Below are 14,784 nucleotides of genomic sequence, written 5' to 3' on the forward strand. Positions count from 1 at the left end.
TTTATCTCCTTCATCGAACGCCATTCATCCTCGACGGAAAAGAGCAGCGAATACCGTCGCGGACGTCCACAATTCACGACACAAACCTACAACGAGGAAAAGAATTGACTACCGTCACCGTCAAGCTGAACGAACCGGTGGAAGTCGCGTTGCGCCGCTTCCGACGTTCGATCGAGAACACCGGCCTGATAAAGGAACTGCGAGCCCGGGCGGCTTATGAAACGCCGACTGCGAAGCGCAAACGGAAAAAAGCGATGGCAGTGGCTCGATTGCGAAAACAGATAAGACGGTCGTTGCCGCCGAAAAAGCTGTACTGAGCGGAAGCTGTCGTGCGGATATACCGAGAGGATGTCCTCCCGCAACGCGCGAATCCTCTATCTGTTTGTTGCGCGGGACACCCCGCGGGACACCCATAAAAGGCGGCGGGAACTCATGCGTCCCGTCATCGCCGTGTGGCTAACGCTTCGCTCATCTCAGTACCCTCATCTCAGTACCTTCGGGCATACCCTTCGCGCCACAAGGCAGCGCCCACGGACGTCAGCAACGCAATGTCACTCTCGCTCAGACCATCCCACGCGCCGGCCAGCCATTTTACGAAGCCCGTGCAGGCATGATCCAGATCGATCGCGGCGCGACCTTCGCGATTCAGTTGCTCGAAGACAGAGATCAGATCATCCGGGGTCATCGTCACTTCCTCTTTGGCCGTTAGAACTGCGATGGAATTCGAATGTATCGTCGATCATTCCAGCGCCGGGATCCGGCTCGTTCAGGCAAGAATTCATAGACCGCCTGATGTGACCGTGATCTCCATGCCCGGTGGAATCGCGAATCACGACTCCACGACACGTTCGAACGGCCACGATCATCCTGTTCGCTCGCCGGCGAGCGCATCCCGGCGCGTGATCTGCTGTCGCTCGGCCACTCAGGCGGATTCCCAGATGGTGCGATCGGACCCGTCACCGTCGATCAACATTTCGGCATAAGCCACGGACGCGCGCCGTGCGTCGCCGGCATTCACGAAAGGACGCTTACCGGGGGGCACGCGGAATAAGCGGCTTCGGGGGCTGTCCATCACGGAATCTGGCTCGCTGATACGAATCGACGCATCGAACCCATCCTCGTAATTGTGACCGTATCCCGTCTGGGTCGCGTGATGGGGATACACGAGCAGGGAAATATCGAGACCTCGATAATGGCGAATGGTTGTCATTAGATAACTCCTTCTGGCCGCAATACGCAGCCGTTTTTTTGATCGTTGTGCGGGTTTGGCCGAAGGCGATATTCGAAACGCCTGGCGAGCCGCACCAACGAGGCAAAGCGGCCCGTCTACCGGATTTCTCAGCGAGAAACCCGTAGACGGGCAAGACAGTGATTCAAGCGGCTTTGCGCCGGCCCCGCCGGCGAGCTTCGTCCTTCACATCGGCAAGCGCCTGCTTAGCCGGCATTCCGCTTACGTCTGCCGGATCGAACACCGCGCTGCCCTGAACTAGCGAAGCGGGTCATTGCCAGCCTCGCTTTACATTCGCCACATCATGGGGGCCGCATGGGTCGCTTGTATGACGAAGCCGGTATCCTGGCTCCGCTTCATCGCGCGGCAGGCACGCGTGGTTGTCGGTGAATGTTCTTGAGGAAGTCGCCACGTACAGTGGCGGTGGAACGAGGCTGATAGCCGTCGTCAGGTCATCTGGAATAACCTATGGCAGTGTGTGCAGCAATCCACTTTACAGACCACATGGTTCACCATAAGCGCGAGGGCACCTTCGGTCAATTCAATTCTGGTAACAGTCTCCGCGCCGCCCTACGTTGCCCGTTTCAGCGTATAGTGAGTCGTCCCCAGTGGAGTGACCAACATGTCGACATACCCGCTTCTTCTCTACAAGGGGTACGAACTTTATCCCCTCGTCTTCGCCCGCACATTCAATCGCTTTGATGGACATTCCCGTTACGCCGAAGGGTATGACATTGCGGTACGGATATGTCGCCCGGGTGCGATAGCCACCTCCACCGCAAGCCGTGTTTTCAGGCTGAACCAGTCGCATACATTCTCCGACTTCGGTATGGCAAGGCGTGCCGCCCGGCAGCAGGGAAAGGACATCATCGACGGAAAGGTGAGCGGAGCTTCGGTCAACGACATGTGAAACGCCTGCCGGCGTGTGGCATCAGCTGATTTATCGGGCAACGAATTACTCTCTCCTTGATGGCCGATTCGACCGTCGTCGTTTCATAAAAATGGCCACTGGCGGAGAGCATCCTTCGGCGCATTTCTTCGTTCGGTCAAAAGCAGCGGTCGGTCACGGCGGCGCGAGAAGCTGAACGCACGCATTCTTCCGCACCGGTGTCGCCTCCATGCAAAATAATCGCCATGCGATTCCGTACTACCTCGTATTGCGTCATGGCTGTCTGCCGTACGTTCTGAACGCAGACCGCCATGTCCTGCGCCGCGAGGCCAGCCTTCTCCTGCAAGCGTTCGCGAGAACACGCGGCGCACCGGGTTCGATCGCGGACGACGCGTGGAACGATTTTTCCTGCTCGGAATCCATTCCGCTCCTTGAGCGCGCGCAGGTGCGGGTCTACGCACTGGTTCGCGGGGCCGAAAGTGAACATCAACTCCGGTTGTTGACCGCTCTCTGACCGCGCCAACGTGCGCACTCCTTGCCGACGATCTTCACCAGCATCACGAACCGGGTTTGACGTTCGACCAACGCCGCCATCTGACTGTTTGCACTGCCAAACACTGCTCGCCTTCCCAGTGGCCCGGTATCGCGCCGCGCCCGCCAGCGTGAACCGGCGTCTTGCCGCCACGAGAGCGCGCGCGTTCAACTCTTCACGCGCAGCGAACGCGGATCGTACGGCGCGTTCAGATGCACCGTCGCGGGAATCCGCTCGCCCGCCACGTCGATCGTGTAGCGTCCGCCAGTGATCCATGCGGCGTCGACGGCGCCGTCCGCGCGTTCGAGAAAGCCCATCGCGACCGGGCAGCCGAGCGTATGGCCGAAGGCCGCCGAGGTGAGCGAGCCGACCGGCTCGCCGTCGCGCAGAATCGCCTCGCCGCCCCACAGCATCCGGTCGCTGGAGCCCTCGGTGGTAAGCACGACGAGCCGGCGCCGCAATGGCTGGTCGCGCAGGCGCAGAAGCGCGTCGCGGCCCCGGAACGGAATGTTCTTGTCGAGCTTGCACGCGAACGCGAGACCGGCCTCGAAGGGATTGCAGTCGGGCGAAAGCTCGCGCCCCCAGGCGCGGTAACCTTTTTCGAGCCGCAGCGAGTCGATCGCGTAATAGCCGGCATTGACGAGCCCGAACGCCTTGCCCGCCGCATGCAGTGTCTCGTAGACGCCCACCGCGAACTCGACCGGAACATACAGCTCCCAGCCCAGCTCGCCCACGTAAGTGAGGCGCGCCGCTCTCACGGTCGCGTAGCCGATGTCGACCTCGCGGCTTTGCCCGAACGCAAACGCCTCATGACTCCAGTCCGCCTTCGACACGCTTTGCAGGAGCGCGCGCGCATGCGGTCCCATCACGCCGAGCACCGCGTACTGGCTCGTGACGTCGACGAGCACGCAGTGCCGCTCGGGGGGAATCGCCTTCTCCAGATAGTCGAGATCGCGCGTCGCCTGGGCGGAGCCGGTCACGATGAGGTACTGATCGTCGGCGAGACGCGTGAGCGTCACGTCCGATTCATAGGTGCCGCGCTCATTCAGCAATCCAGAATAAACCGTGGAGCCGACCGGCACGGCCACGTCGTTCGCGGCGATGGCCTGCAACACATCTTGCGCATCGCGTCCTTTGACAAGCAGCTTCGCAAACGAAGTCATGTCGAAGAGCGCGACACCCTCGCGGCAGGCGCGGTGCTCCGCGCCGCTCCACGGCAGCCAGTTCTGCTGGCCGAACGCGTATTCGATGCGCGCCTCTTCAGGGCTGGGCGCGAAGAAGTTCGCGCGCTCCCAGCCCATCTTGCTGCCGAAGCACGCGCCGCTTTGCGCGAGCTGGGCATAGAGCGGCGAGCGGCGGAACGGGCGCGCCGTGTCGAGCTCGCGGTTCGGCCACGGCATTGCATAGTGCAGCCCCAGCGTTTCCTTCACGCGATCGTGCAGCCACGTGTCGTTGCCGTTGAAGCGCGCGAAGCGGCGGATGTCGACGGGCCACAGATCCATGGTGGGCTCGCCGGCGACGATCCACTCGGCGAGCGCCATGCCCGCGCCGCCCGCCGAGGCGATGCCCATCGAGTTGAAGCCCGCCCCCACGAAGAAGCGGCGCAGCTCGGGCGCCTCGCCGAGAATGAAGTTGTTGTCGGGCGTGAACGATTCCGGTCCGTTGTAGAACTGGCGGACCTGGGCGGTTTCGAGCGCCGGCACCCGCTGCAGCGCGTTTTCCATCAGTACTTCGAACTGATCCCAGTCGTCGGGCAGTAGCTGGAACTCGAAATTCTCCGGGATCCCGTTCATGCCCCACGGTTTCGCGTCGGGCTCGAAGCCCCCCATCACGAGGCCGCCCACTTCCTCCTTGAAGTAGATGAACCCGTCCGGGTCGCGCATGACCGGCAAATCGGGATGCACGCCCGCGATGCGCTCGGTCACGATGTAGTAATGCTCGGCCGAATGCAGAGGCACGGTGACGCCGCACATCCGGCCGATTGCCTTTGCCCATTGCCCGGCGCAGTTCACGACGATCTCCGCGTGCAGCGTGCCCTCTTCACCCGCCTTGTTGCGCCAGGACACGCCGGTGGCGGCGCGGCCAGCAGGCGTCGCGCCGGTATGGACCGCAGTGATGCGCGTGTTCTCGACGATGCGCGCACCGCGCTCACGCGCGCCCCGCGCGAGCGACTGCGTGAGATCGGTCGGGTTCGCCTTGCCGTCGCCCGGCAGCCAGACCGCGCCGAGCAGGTCGTCCGTGCGCATCGCCGGCCACAACTCGCCGGCCTCGCGCGGGCCGATTACGTCGCAGACCACGCCGTAGGCCCGCGCGGAAGCCGCCGTGCGCTTGAGCTGCGTCATCCGCTCCTGCGTGCGCGCCACCGAGAGCGAGCCGCACTGCTTCCAGCCCGTGGCCAGCCCCGTCTCGGCCTCCAGTTCGGCGTAGAGGGCCGTCGAATAGCGGATCAGCTTCGTCATGCTGTGCTGGGCCCGCAACTGGCCGACGAGGCCCGCTGCGTGCCAGGTCGTGCCGCACGAGAGCATGCCCTGCTCGAGCAGGACGACGTCGCTCCAGCCGAGCTTCGTGAGGTGATACGCAACCGAACAGCCGACGATGCCGCCGCCGACGATGACGACCTTGGCATGCGTGGGAACAGGGGTGGACATAGGGATGGGCCTCGATGCGAAAGGACGATGCCAAAAGAAGATGACGTGGCGAGGATTGGCGGAAAACCAAAGAATGCAACAAAATATCTCATAAAACAACATTCAATCATTGTATTCCGCAGAAATCCCGGAACCCCTTGCGTCAATCGTCCTTGGGGCTGAGAAGATTACATCCGCTATCACAAGCGCTAATGTCACAGCGCTTTTCTCCCCGTTTTTCCATTCTCCCGGGCCGTGCAACGCCAGTCACAGCGCCCTCATACCCAGTCGAAGCTCGCCATGATTTGTGGTATTTTGTGACTTAATATGTGTTAAAGCCCGAAACGGCATACCGGAGCTGTCTGGCTCACGGGCACCGGCGCCCCGCTCGCCCGCCTCCCTTGTCCGAGAAACGACACCATGGCCGATAACCTCTCCGCCCCACCCGCCGCGCTGCTGAACCGGCGCCTCGCCGTCGGCCGGATCGACTACATCCTGCAAAGCCTCGATGCGAGCGGTTCGGTGAGCGTCGCGGACATGTCGGCAACGCTCGGGGTCTCGCGCGAAACCATCCGCCGCGACCTGAAGGCGCTGGCCGAGCAGGGCCGCCTGAGTCTCGTGCATGGCGGCGCCGCCAGGCGGCCGCTCGCCGAGCCGTCGCTCGCCGCGCGCGAAGCGGCGAATGCCGGGGGCAAGGCGGCGATCGGCGAGGCCGCGGCGCGGCTCGTGGCGAACGGCATGGTCGTGCTCATCGACTCGGGCTCGACCACCTGGGGCCTCGCGGCCTCGCTCGTGAACCACAGCGACCTCACGGTCATCACCAACAGCCTGCCGATCGCGATGCTCCTGTGCCGCTCGCCAGGCGTGAAGGTCATCATGCTCGGCGGCGACATCGAGCCCAACGACGAAGCGGCATTCGGCGTCGAGACCATGGCGGCGCTCGCTCATTTCCGCGTCGATCTCGTGTTCCTCGGTGTCGGCGGCATCTCGCCCGAAGGCGAATTCACCGACTACTCGCGGCTCGCCGCGGAACAGCGGCACCTCATGATGAAGTCCGGCAAAGAGGTATACGTGCTCGCGGACCACAGCAAGTTCGAGCGCGGCACACCCGTGCGGATCGCGCCCGTGCCGCACATCGCCGGGCTGATCGTCGATGCGCCGCCGCCCGCGCGCATGGCCCGCGCGTTCGCGCAGAACCAATGGCGCGTCGTCGTCGCCGGCGGCCAAAGCTGACGCGCATTCGCGCGCCCATCGCCTCGCGGCGGCGCTCGCCGCCACTCCCTCCCCTCCGCTCGAAACCGGCCGCGCCGTCCTGGCGCGCCGCCGTTCACAACAGACGCCTGAAATGCAAGCACCAGCGTATCGGTATATCTCCTGGTATGTGGCAATTTATGGCGTATTGACTGTTTTTGTTGCAAGACCTACAGTGACTCCAACGCAGTAACGCAGCGTCAGAACCGACCTTCACGGAGACACCTCATGACAGCTTCTTCCAGGTCTTGCCCGCCCGCCGCATCCGAAACCGGCGATCCGCTTCTGCTCACCCCCGGCCCGCTCACCACCTCGCGCACCGTCAAGGCCGCGATGGTCCATGACTGGGGATCGCGCGACGCGAATTTCATCGAAATCAACCGCTCGGTGCTCGCGCGCCTTGCCGGCGTCGCGAATGGCGCAGACGACTGGGTGACCGTGCCGATGCAGGGCTCCGGCACGTTCGCGGTGGAAGCGATGCTCACCACCTTCGTGCCGGCGAACGGCGAAGTGCTGGTGCTGATCAACGGCGCCTACGGCAAGCGTGCGAAGCGCATTCTCGAGATTGCCGGGCGCAAGACCGTGGTGCACGAAACGCCCGAGGACACGCCGCCCGACCTCGCGCAGGTCGAAGCGCTGCTCGCGAGCAAGCCGTCCATCACGCATGTGTTCACGATCCATTGCGAGACCACCTCGGGCATCCTCAATCCGATCGCGCAGATCGGCGCGCTCGCCGCGAAATACAACAAGGGCTATCTCGTCGATTCGATGAGCGCCTTCGGCGCCTTGCCGCTCGACGTGCAGACCATGCATATCGATGCCGTCGCCGCCTCGTCGAACAAGTGCATCGAAGGCGTGCCGGGCCTCGGCTTCGTGATCTGCCGGCGCGAGGCGCTCAAGCGCACCCAGGGCAACGCCACCACGCTCGTGCTCGACCTGCACGAGCAGTGGGTCAACATGGAAAAGACGAGCCAGTACCGCTTCACGCCGCCCACCCACGTGATCGTGGCGTTCCACCAGGCGCTCAACGAATTCGACGCCGAAGGCGGCGTCGCCGGGCGCGGCGGCCGCTACCGCCACAACTGCCGCATCCTGCTCGAGGGCATGCGCGCGCTCGGCTTCAAGCCGCTGCTGCCCGACGCGCTGCAGGCGCCCATCATCGTCACGTTCCATATGCCCGAAGACCCGCGCTTCGTCTTCTCGCAGTTCTACGAAAGCCTCAAGGCGCGCGGCTTCGTGATCTATCCGGGCAAGCTCACGGTGGCCGACTCGTTCCGCATCGGCTGCATTGGCCGCATCGGCGAAAAGGAAATGCGCGCCGCGCTCGCCGCGATCGGCGAAGTTCTCGATGAGATGGGTATGGCCGGCGCGGGCACAGCCGGCCAGGCCCTGAAGACGGCTTGAAGGGAGGCACCATGAGCACACTGCACGACTCCGTCGTGGCCGTGAACGGCCGCGAATACCGCTTTCCCGCCACGCCCGTCGTGGTGATCTGCCTCGACGGCTCCGAGCCGGCCTATATCGAGGAGGCCATCAAGGCCGGGCGCGCGCCCCACCTCGCGAAGCTGCTGCGCACCGGCACGAGCCGCATCGCCCAATGCGTGATTCCGAGCTTCACGAACCCGAACAACCTCTCGATCCTCACCGGCCGCCCGCCCAGGGTGCACGGCATCGCGGGCAACTACTTCTACGACCGCGCGAGCGGCGAGGAAGTGATGATGAACGACGCGCGCTTCCTGCGCGCGCCCACGATCTTCGAGGCGTTCCACGAGGCCGGCGCGAAGGTGGCGGTGGTCACCGCGAAGGACAAGCTGCGCACGCTGCTCGGCAAGGGGCTCGATTTCACCTTCGGCCGCGCAATCGCGTTCTCGGCAGAAAAAGCCGATCAGGCGACGCGCGCGGGCAATGGCATCAGCGACGTGCTGGACTTCGTCGGCAAGCCGCTGCCCGACGTCTACTCGGCCGAGCTCTCGGAGTTCGTGTTCGCCGCGGGCGTGAAGCTGCTCGACACCTTCCGCCCCGACCTGATGTACCTGTCGACCACCGACTACGTGCAGCACAAGGCCGCCCCCGGCGCGCCGAAGGCCAACGACTTCTACGAGATGTTCGACCGCTACGTGGGCCAGCTCGACGCGGCGGGCTGCGTGCTCGCGATCACCGCCGACCACGGCATGAACGGCAAGCACCGCGCGAACGGCGAGCCCGACGTGCTCTACCTGCAGGATCTGTTCGACGAGTGGACCGGCAAGGGAAACGCGCGCGTGATCCTGCCGATCACCGATCCGTACGTCGCGCATCACGGCGCGCTCGGCTCGTTCGCGACCGTCTATCTGCCGCAAGGCGCGGATGCGACGGCGCTGCTCGAGCGCCTGCGCAAAACCGAGGGCGTCGAGCTCGCGCTCGACAGCGAGGCGGCGTGCGAACGCTTCGAGCTGCCACCCGACCGCGTCGGCGACATCGTCGTGACCGGCACGCGCCACAAGGTGTTCGGCACGAGCGCCACGCGCCACGACCTCTCCGGCCTCACCGAGCCGCTGCGCTCGCACGGCGGGCTCTCGGAGCAGGACGTGCCGCTCATCGTCAACCGCAAGACCGACTGGCCGCAGGGCCGCGCGCTGCGCAACTTCGACATCTTCGACGTCGCGCTGAATCACGTCGCGCAAACCGCAGCCGCATAACGCCCCCTGTGCGCCCGGCGCACTGTACGCACCCTGCGCGCGCCGCCCGCCTTCGCGGACGGCGCGCGCAGACCCCAAACAAAAATCACCGGTTAATCCACCGGATCATCGAACGAGGTATGCGATGAACGTCATGACCAAACCCGCACTCAAGCAGGAGTCCATGCGCATCGCCGGCCGCCAGGTCGCGACCGACGAAGTGATCGAAGTCCTGAACCCGTACACCAACGAAGTGGTCGGCACCGTGCCCGCGGGACGTCCCGAGCACGTGGCGGAAGCCTTCGCCAAAGCCCACGCGGCACGCCCGCAGCTCACGCGCTTCGAGCGCCAGCGCATCCTGCAGACCACGGCCGAAGTGCTGCGCGACCGCAAGGAAGACTTCGCGCGGCTCATCACGGCGGAGTCGGGACTTTGCTGGAAGGACACGCTCTACGAGGCGAGCCGCGCCTACGACGTCTGGTCGTTCGCGGCCCAGCTCACGATCCGGGACGACGGCGAAGTCTACGCGTGCGACATCAGCCCGAACGGCAAGAACCGCAAGATCTTCACGACGCGCCTGCCGCTGCTCGGCGTGATCTCGGCGATCACGCCGTTCAATCACCCGCTGAACATGGTGAGCCACAAGCTCGCGCCGGCCATCGCCACCAATAACCGCGTCGTGCTCAAGCCCACCGAGCTCACGCCGCTCACCGCGCTCGCGCTCGCCGATGTGCTCTACGAAGCGGGCCTGCCGCCCGAGATGCTGAGCGTCGTCACCGGCAATCCGCGCACGATGGGCGACGCCATGATTACGGACCCGCACTGCGACCTCGTCACCTTCACGGGCTCGGTGCGCGTGGGCAAATACATCGCCGAGCATGCGGGCTACCGCCGCACGGTGCTGGAGCTCGGCGGCAACGATCCGCTCATCGTGATGGAGGACGCCGACCTCGATCGCGCCGCCCAGCTCGCGGTGACGGGCGCGACCAAGAACTCGGGCCAGCGCTGCACGGCGGTCAAACGCATTCTGGTGGTGGAGAGCGTCGCGGATGCGTTCGTCGAGCGCGTGCTCGTGCACGCGAAGAAGCTCAAGTGCGGCGACCCGATGGATCCGACCGTCGACGTAGGCACCGTCATCAACGAGGCGTCCGCGCAGCTCTTCGAGCGCCGCGTGGCCGACGCCGAAGCGCGCGGCGCGCGCGTGCTGCACGGCGCCCCGCGGCGCGGCGCGCTCTTCGCGCCCACCGTCGTCGATCACGTGCCCTACGACTGCGAGCTCGTGCGCGAGGAGACGTTCGGCCCGGTGATTCCGATCATCCGCGTGCCGGACCGTATCGAAGAGGTGATCCGCATCTCCAATTCGACCGCCTTCGGTCTTTCCTCGGGCATCTGCACGAACCGGCTCGACTACACGACGCGCTTCGTCAGGGAGCTGGAAGTGGGCACCGTGAACGTCTGGGAGGTGCCGGGCTACCGCACCGAGATGTCGCCGTTCGGCGGCATCAAGGATTCGGGCAACGGCTACAAGGAGGGCATGGTCGAGGCGATGAAGAGCTATTCGAACGTGAGGACATGGTCGCTGCCCTGGGAGTGATGTGAGTGGCGCGGCCACATGAGGTTTTTCCTGCATCCGAACTCAACGCAAGGAAGGATGGATATGAAGACTCAACTGATCGCCGCGGTGACCTGCGCTTTCGCCTTCGCAGCGGCCCCCGTCTACGCGCAATCCAGCGTCGTGACCGTGTACAGCGCGGATGGTCTCCATGATGGATCGCCCAGCTGGCTCGGCAACCAGTTCGAAGCCTTCACGAAGGCAACGGGCATCAAGGTGCAATACATCGAAGCCGGATCGAGCGGCGTGGTGGACCGCCTCGGCAAGGAGAAGTCGAACATCCAGGCCGACGTGCTCGTGACACTGCCGCCGTTCATGCAGAAGGCCGCCGCCGACGGCTTGCTGCAACCCTATACGCCCGCCGGTGCGGACAAGATCGATGCGCGCGACAAGGATGCGAAGGGCATGTATGTCGCGATGGTCGATAACTATCCCACCTTCATATACAACTCGGCCGTGCTCAAGACCCCGCCCAGGACCTACGCGGACCTGCTCGCGCCGCAGTACAAGCAGAAAGTGCAGTACTCGACGCCGGGCCAGGCCGGCGACGGCACGGCGCTCATGCTGCAGACGTTCCATGCATTCGGCGGCAAGGACGGCGGCTTCGACTATCTGCGCAAGCTCCAGGTGAACAACCTCGGGCCGTCCGCGTCGACGGGCAAGCTCACGGCGCTCGTGAACAAGGGCGAGCTCTACATCGCCAACGGCGATCTGCAGATGAACCTCTCGCAGATGCGCGAGAACCCGAACATCTCGGTGTTCTTCCCCGCCGGCCCCGACGGCAAGCGCACCACGTTCTCGCTGCCCTACTACATCGGTCTCGTCGCCGGCGCGCCGCATGGCGATAACGGCAAGAAGCTGATCGATTTCCTGCTGAGCGCCGAGGCCCAGCAGGATGTCAGCAAGAGCGCGTACGGCCTGCCGGTGCGCACCGACGTGCATCCGTCGGACAACAACTTCAGGACGCTCAGCACGGTGATGCAGGGCGTCGACATCTGGGTGCCCGACTGGAACCAGGTCATGCGTGACCTGAAGTCCGACGTGGCGACGTACAACCACGCGATTTCGAGCAACTAATGACCAATACCATCACCATGGAACGGGGGCCTCAGCAGCAGGCCTCCACGGTGCCGGCCGCGGTCGCCGCGGGCGCGAGCGGCATCGGCTTCGAGAACGTGTCGGTCGCGTACGGCGGGCAGACCATCCTCGAGTCGCTCACGCTCACCGTGAAGCCCGGCGAGATCGTCGCGCTCATCGGCCCCTCCGGCTCCGGCAAGACCACCGCGCTGCGGGCCGTCGCGGGCTTCGTGCAGCCGAGCGCGGGACGCATCGTGATCGGCGACAAGGACGTGACGCGGCTGCCGCCCTACGCGCGCAACATCGGCATGGTCGTGCAGAACTACGCGCTCTTTCCGCACATGCGCGTCGAGGACAACGTCGCGTTCGGGCTGCGCGCGCGCGGCGCCGACGCGAGCGTGATCCGCGAGCGTGTGCCCGAATGCCTCGGCCTCGTCGGCATGTCGAAGTATGCGAAGCGCTATCCGCGCGAACTCTCGGGCGGGCAGCAGCAGCGCGTCGCGATCGCCCGCGCGCTCGCGATCCGGCCTCAGGTGCTGCTGCTCGACGAGCCGCTCTCGGCGCTCGACGCGCAGATCCGGCGCTCGATGCTCGACGAGCTGGCGAAGCTGCACCGCAGCCTGCCCTCGCTGACCGTGCTGTACGTGACGCACGACCAGACCGAGGCGCTGACGCTCGCGAACCACATCGGCATCATGCGCGACGGCAAGCTCGTGGCCTACGGCGACACCCAGGGGCTGTACCGGCATCCGCCGAACCGCTTCGCCGCCGAATTCCTCGGGCGCGCGAACGTGCTGGCGGCACAGCAGCTCGAGCCCACGGCCGACGGTCTCGCGCGGGTGCGCTGCGGCGACTTCACGATCGAAGGGCGCAATCATCACGGCCTCGCGGCGGGCAGCACCTGCTACGTGTGCGTGCGGCCGCACGACCTGCACTTCGAGCCGAGCCCGCCGAGATCCAATTGCGTGACGGGCATCGTGCGCAGCGTGCAGTGGCTCGGCGAGCTGCACAGCATCGCGCTCGAAGTGGGTGGAGAGACGCTGCGCCTCACGCGCGCGCCGCTCACGAGCCCGCCGGAGCCCGGCGCCGTGCTGCCCGTGCATTTCCATGCGACGGACGTGACACTCGTTCCGGAGGTCGAGAGCCATGGCTGATCTCGCTATTTCACCCCCGTCGCCATCGGTGCCGCCGGCTAGCGCCGGCCGCTCCACGGAGCACTGGCGCGGCCTCTGGGTCGCGCCGCCGCTCGTCGTGCTCGCGGCGATCTTCTTCTACCCGTTTGGCCTCATCGTGATGCAGGCGCTCGGCGGCGACACGCATACGCTGACGCTCGCGAACTTCGCCGAAGTGCTGCATTCGCGGCAGTTCCTGAGCGGTCTGTATCACACGATAGCGATCGCCGTCAGCGCATCGGCCGGCTGTCTCGTGCTCGGCTTCGTGTTCTCGCTCGTGATCGCGTTCGTGCCGTTTCCGGGCGCGCGCCTCGTGGGCCGCCTGATCGACACGTTCATCGCGCTGCCGACGTTTCTCGTCGCGCTCGCGTTCACGTTCGTGTACGGCTCGGCCGGGCTCCTGAACCAGTCGCTGATGACGCTCTTCCACCTCAATCTGCCGCCCATCGACTTCCTGTACACGCAGTGGGGCGTCGTGCTCTCGGAGGTGACGGTCTACACGCCCTTCATCATGCGGCCGCTGCTCGCCTGCTTCTCGCAGATCGACAACGCGCAGATCGAAGTGGCGAGCAACCTGGGCGCGCGGCCGCTGCGCATCATCCGGCAGATCATCCTGCCGGCCGCGCTGCCCGCCCTGCTCGCCGGCGGCAGCCTCTGTCTGCTCCTGACCGTCAACGAGTTCGGCATCGTGCTGTTCATCGGCGCGAAGGACGTCATCACTCTACCGCTGCTGATCTACGGCAAGGCCATCCAGGAGTTCGACTACACGACGGCCTGCGTGATCGCCGTCATCAACATCGCGCTGTCGCTCGGGCTCTACGCCTGCTACCGCACAGTCGTGTCACTTTTCGGAGGCCGCCGTGCTGCTCTGGGCTAGATGGGCAAGAGTATCGACATGGAGCGTCGCCGCGCTGCTGTTCTGCGCGATCTACGGGCTACCGGTGGCGATGATCGCGCTCGCGAGCGTGAGCGGGCAATGGAACGGCATCCTGCCGAGCCACCTCACGCTCGCGCACTACGCGCGAGCGCTGCACGGCGACTCGGCCGACCTGCTGCACGTGAGCGTGCTCACCGGCGCGCTCGCGAGCGGCGCGGCGCTCGTGAGCGGCACGTGGGCGGCGCTCGCGCTGCGCCGGATGAAGGGCATCCCCAAGCGCGCGCTCGACGTGATCTTCTTCGTGCCGAGCGCGGTGCCGTCGGTCTCGATCGGGCTCGGGCTGCTGGTGGCGTTCAGCCAGCCTCCCGTGCTGCTCAACGGCACGGCGACGATCGTGTTCCTCGCGCACTTCCTGCTGATCTCGGCGTTCACGTACGGCAACGTTTCGGCGGGGCTCTCGCGGGTCGCGCCCGAGTACGGCGAGGTGGCCGAAAGCCTCGGCGCGCGGCCCTTCTACGAGCTCACACGCGTGACGCTGCCGCTCGTCGCGCCGTACCTGCTGGCGTCGTTCAGCCTGAGCTTCGCGCTCTCGATGGGCGAGCTCGGCGCCACGCTGATGATCTATCCGCCGGGATGGGTGACGCTGCCCGTGGGCATCTTCGCACTGTCCGACCGCGGCGCGATCTTCGATGCGTCGACCCTCACGATGGTCCTCGGCGCAGCGACGCTGCTCGTGCTGCTCGGACTCTCGCGCATCTCGACCAAGGCGGCGGTGCGCTGATGCGCGGCTCACCGGTAGGCCGGCGCGGATACGGGGCGCGCTGAAGAAACTCGAAAGGCAATTGCGGCAGTCACGCAGTTG

Annotated in this window: 14 protein-coding genes and 1 pseudogene; 11 read left to right on the top strand and 4 right to left on the bottom strand. The window is 65.3% G+C overall.

The genetic code is table 11. The features are described 5' to 3' along the window. The first annotated feature begins 104 nt into the window (after positions 1 to 104). On the top strand, positions 105 to 317 hold the full coding sequence (gene rpsU / locus B9Z01_RS03515) for a 30S ribosomal protein S21 (RefSeq protein ID WP_085480845.1): 213 nt from the start codon (positions 105 to 107) through the stop codon (positions 315 to 317). 170 nt (positions 318 to 487) lie between these two features. Here rpsU and B9Z01_RS03520 read toward each other — a convergent pair whose 3' ends face one another. Then, a complete protein-coding gene (locus B9Z01_RS03520) occupies positions 488 to 685 on the bottom strand; it encodes a hypothetical protein (protein ID WP_085480846.1) in 198 nt (65 codons plus the stop codon). A gap of 237 nt (positions 686 to 922) precedes the next feature. Beyond that, entirely contained in the window at positions 923 to 1,210 is a 288-nt protein-coding gene (locus tag B9Z01_RS03525; RefSeq protein ID WP_085480847.1) for a hypothetical protein, read from the bottom strand. A gap of 640 nt (positions 1,211 to 1,850) precedes the next feature. On the opposite strand from B9Z01_RS03525, the gene B9Z01_RS03530 reads away from it, so the two are divergent. Together B9Z01_RS03530 and B9Z01_RS35840 are read left to right on the top strand one after the other, a co-directional pair. Then, a complete protein-coding gene (locus B9Z01_RS03530; protein ID WP_085480848.1) occupies positions 1,851 to 2,138 on the top strand; it encodes a hypothetical protein in 288 nt (95 codons plus the stop codon). 208 nt (positions 2,139 to 2,346) lie between these two features. Continuing rightward, positions 2,347 to 2,631, top strand: coding sequence for a hypothetical protein (locus tag B9Z01_RS35840; RefSeq protein ID WP_085480849.1), 285 nt, complete (start codon positions 2,347 to 2,349; stop codon positions 2,629 to 2,631). Between the two features lie 17 nt (positions 2,632 to 2,648). Here B9Z01_RS35840 and B9Z01_RS36050 read toward each other — a convergent pair. Both B9Z01_RS36050 and B9Z01_RS03540 read right to left on the bottom strand, forming a co-directional pair. Then, a pseudogene (locus B9Z01_RS36050) lies at positions 2,649 to 2,764 on the bottom strand (IS30 family transposase); the annotation flags it as partial. Between the two features lie 52 nt (positions 2,765 to 2,816). Beyond that, a complete protein-coding gene (locus B9Z01_RS03540) occupies positions 2,817 to 5,297 on the bottom strand; it encodes a GcvT family protein (protein WP_085480850.1) in 2,481 nt (826 codons plus the stop codon). A gap of 399 nt (positions 5,298 to 5,696) precedes the next feature. Here B9Z01_RS03540 and B9Z01_RS03545 point away from each other — a divergent pair, with 399 nt between their 5' ends. The 8 genes from B9Z01_RS03545 (at position 5,697) to B9Z01_RS03580 (ending at position 14,703) form a co-directional block, all read left to right on the top strand. Beyond that, on the top strand, positions 5,697 to 6,509 hold the full coding sequence (locus B9Z01_RS03545; RefSeq protein WP_085480851.1) for a DeoR/GlpR family DNA-binding transcription regulator: 813 nt from the start codon (positions 5,697 to 5,699) through the stop codon (positions 6,507 to 6,509). A 246-nt stretch (positions 6,510 to 6,755) separates the two neighbouring features. Continuing rightward, positions 6,756 to 7,931, top strand: coding sequence for a 2-aminoethylphosphonate--pyruvate transaminase (locus B9Z01_RS03550; RefSeq protein WP_085480852.1), 1,176 nt, complete (start codon positions 6,756 to 6,758; stop codon positions 7,929 to 7,931). Positions 7,932 to 7,942: 11 nt separating this feature from the next. After that, positions 7,943 to 9,205, top strand: coding sequence for a phosphonoacetate hydrolase (phnA, locus tag B9Z01_RS03555; RefSeq protein ID WP_085480853.1), 1,263 nt, complete (start codon positions 7,943 to 7,945; stop codon positions 9,203 to 9,205). Between the two features lie 124 nt (positions 9,206 to 9,329). Continuing rightward, positions 9,330 to 10,778: a phosphonoacetaldehyde dehydrogenase gene (phnY, locus tag B9Z01_RS03560; RefSeq protein ID WP_085480854.1), complete on the top strand. Its 1,449-nt coding sequence runs from the start codon at positions 9,330 to 9,332 to the stop codon at positions 10,776 to 10,778. A gap of 63 nt (positions 10,779 to 10,841) precedes the next feature. Then, on the top strand, positions 10,842 to 11,873 hold the full coding sequence (locus B9Z01_RS03565) for a 2-aminoethylphosphonate ABC transporter substrate-binding protein (protein WP_085480855.1): 1,032 nt from the start codon (positions 10,842 to 10,844) through the stop codon (positions 11,871 to 11,873). Further along, positions 11,873 to 13,027, top strand: coding sequence for an ABC transporter ATP-binding protein (locus tag B9Z01_RS03570; protein WP_085480856.1), 1,155 nt, complete (start codon positions 11,873 to 11,875; stop codon positions 13,025 to 13,027). The genes B9Z01_RS03565 and B9Z01_RS03570 overlap by 1 nt, the downstream gene beginning before the upstream one ends. Then, positions 13,020 to 13,922: a 2-aminoethylphosphonate ABC transporter permease subunit gene (locus B9Z01_RS03575; RefSeq protein ID WP_085480857.1), complete on the top strand. Its 903-nt coding sequence runs from the start codon at positions 13,020 to 13,022 to the stop codon at positions 13,920 to 13,922. The genes B9Z01_RS03570 and B9Z01_RS03575 overlap by 8 nt, the downstream gene beginning before the upstream one ends. After that, entirely contained in the window at positions 13,906 to 14,703 is a 798-nt protein-coding gene (locus B9Z01_RS03580) for an ABC transporter permease subunit (protein ID WP_085480858.1), read from the top strand. Before B9Z01_RS03575 ends, B9Z01_RS03580 begins: the two co-directional genes overlap by 17 nt. The last annotated feature ends 81 nt before the right edge of the window (positions 14,704 to 14,784 follow it).

Origin of the sequence: Paraburkholderia susongensis (assembly GCF_900177725.1) — a bacterium.
GTDB classification, from domain to species: Bacteria; Pseudomonadota; Gammaproteobacteria; order Burkholderiales; family Burkholderiaceae; genus Paraburkholderia; species Paraburkholderia susongensis.

What these genes read in the sequence shown, in the direction of transcription:
- B9Z01_RS03525 (WP_085480847.1), bottom strand. Translation starts at nt 1,210, where the DNA reads ATGACAACCATTCGCCATTATCGAGGTCTCGATATTTCCCTGCTCGTG.
- B9Z01_RS35840 (WP_085480849.1), top strand. Translation starts at nt 2,347, where the DNA reads ATGCAAAATAATCGCCATGCGATTCCGTACTACCTCGTATTGCGTCAT.
- phnA (WP_085480853.1), top strand. Translation starts at nt 7,943, where the DNA reads ATGAGCACACTGCACGACTCCGTCGTGGCCGTGAACGGCCGCGAATAC.
- B9Z01_RS03540 (WP_085480850.1), bottom strand. Translation starts at nt 5,297, where the DNA reads ATGTCCACCCCTGTTCCCACGCATGCCAAGGTCGTCATCGTCGGCGGC.
- B9Z01_RS03565 (WP_085480855.1), top strand. Translation starts at nt 10,842, where the DNA reads ATGAAGACTCAACTGATCGCCGCGGTGACCTGCGCTTTCGCCTTCGCA.
- B9Z01_RS03520 (WP_085480846.1), bottom strand. Translation starts at nt 685, where the DNA reads ATGACCCCGGATGATCTGATCTCTGTCTTCGAGCAACTGAATCGCGAA.
- phnY (WP_085480854.1), top strand. Translation starts at nt 9,330, where the DNA reads ATGAACGTCATGACCAAACCCGCACTCAAGCAGGAGTCCATGCGCATC.
- B9Z01_RS03575 (WP_085480857.1), top strand. Translation starts at nt 13,020, where the DNA reads ATGGCTGATCTCGCTATTTCACCCCCGTCGCCATCGGTGCCGCCGGCT.
- B9Z01_RS03570 (WP_085480856.1), top strand. Translation starts at nt 11,873, where the DNA reads ATGACCAATACCATCACCATGGAACGGGGGCCTCAGCAGCAGGCCTCC.
- B9Z01_RS03545 (WP_085480851.1), top strand. Translation starts at nt 5,697, where the DNA reads ATGGCCGATAACCTCTCCGCCCCACCCGCCGCGCTGCTGAACCGGCGC.
- B9Z01_RS03530 (WP_085480848.1), top strand. Translation starts at nt 1,851, where the DNA reads ATGTCGACATACCCGCTTCTTCTCTACAAGGGGTACGAACTTTATCCC.
- B9Z01_RS03550 (WP_085480852.1), top strand. Translation starts at nt 6,756, where the DNA reads ATGACAGCTTCTTCCAGGTCTTGCCCGCCCGCCGCATCCGAAACCGGC.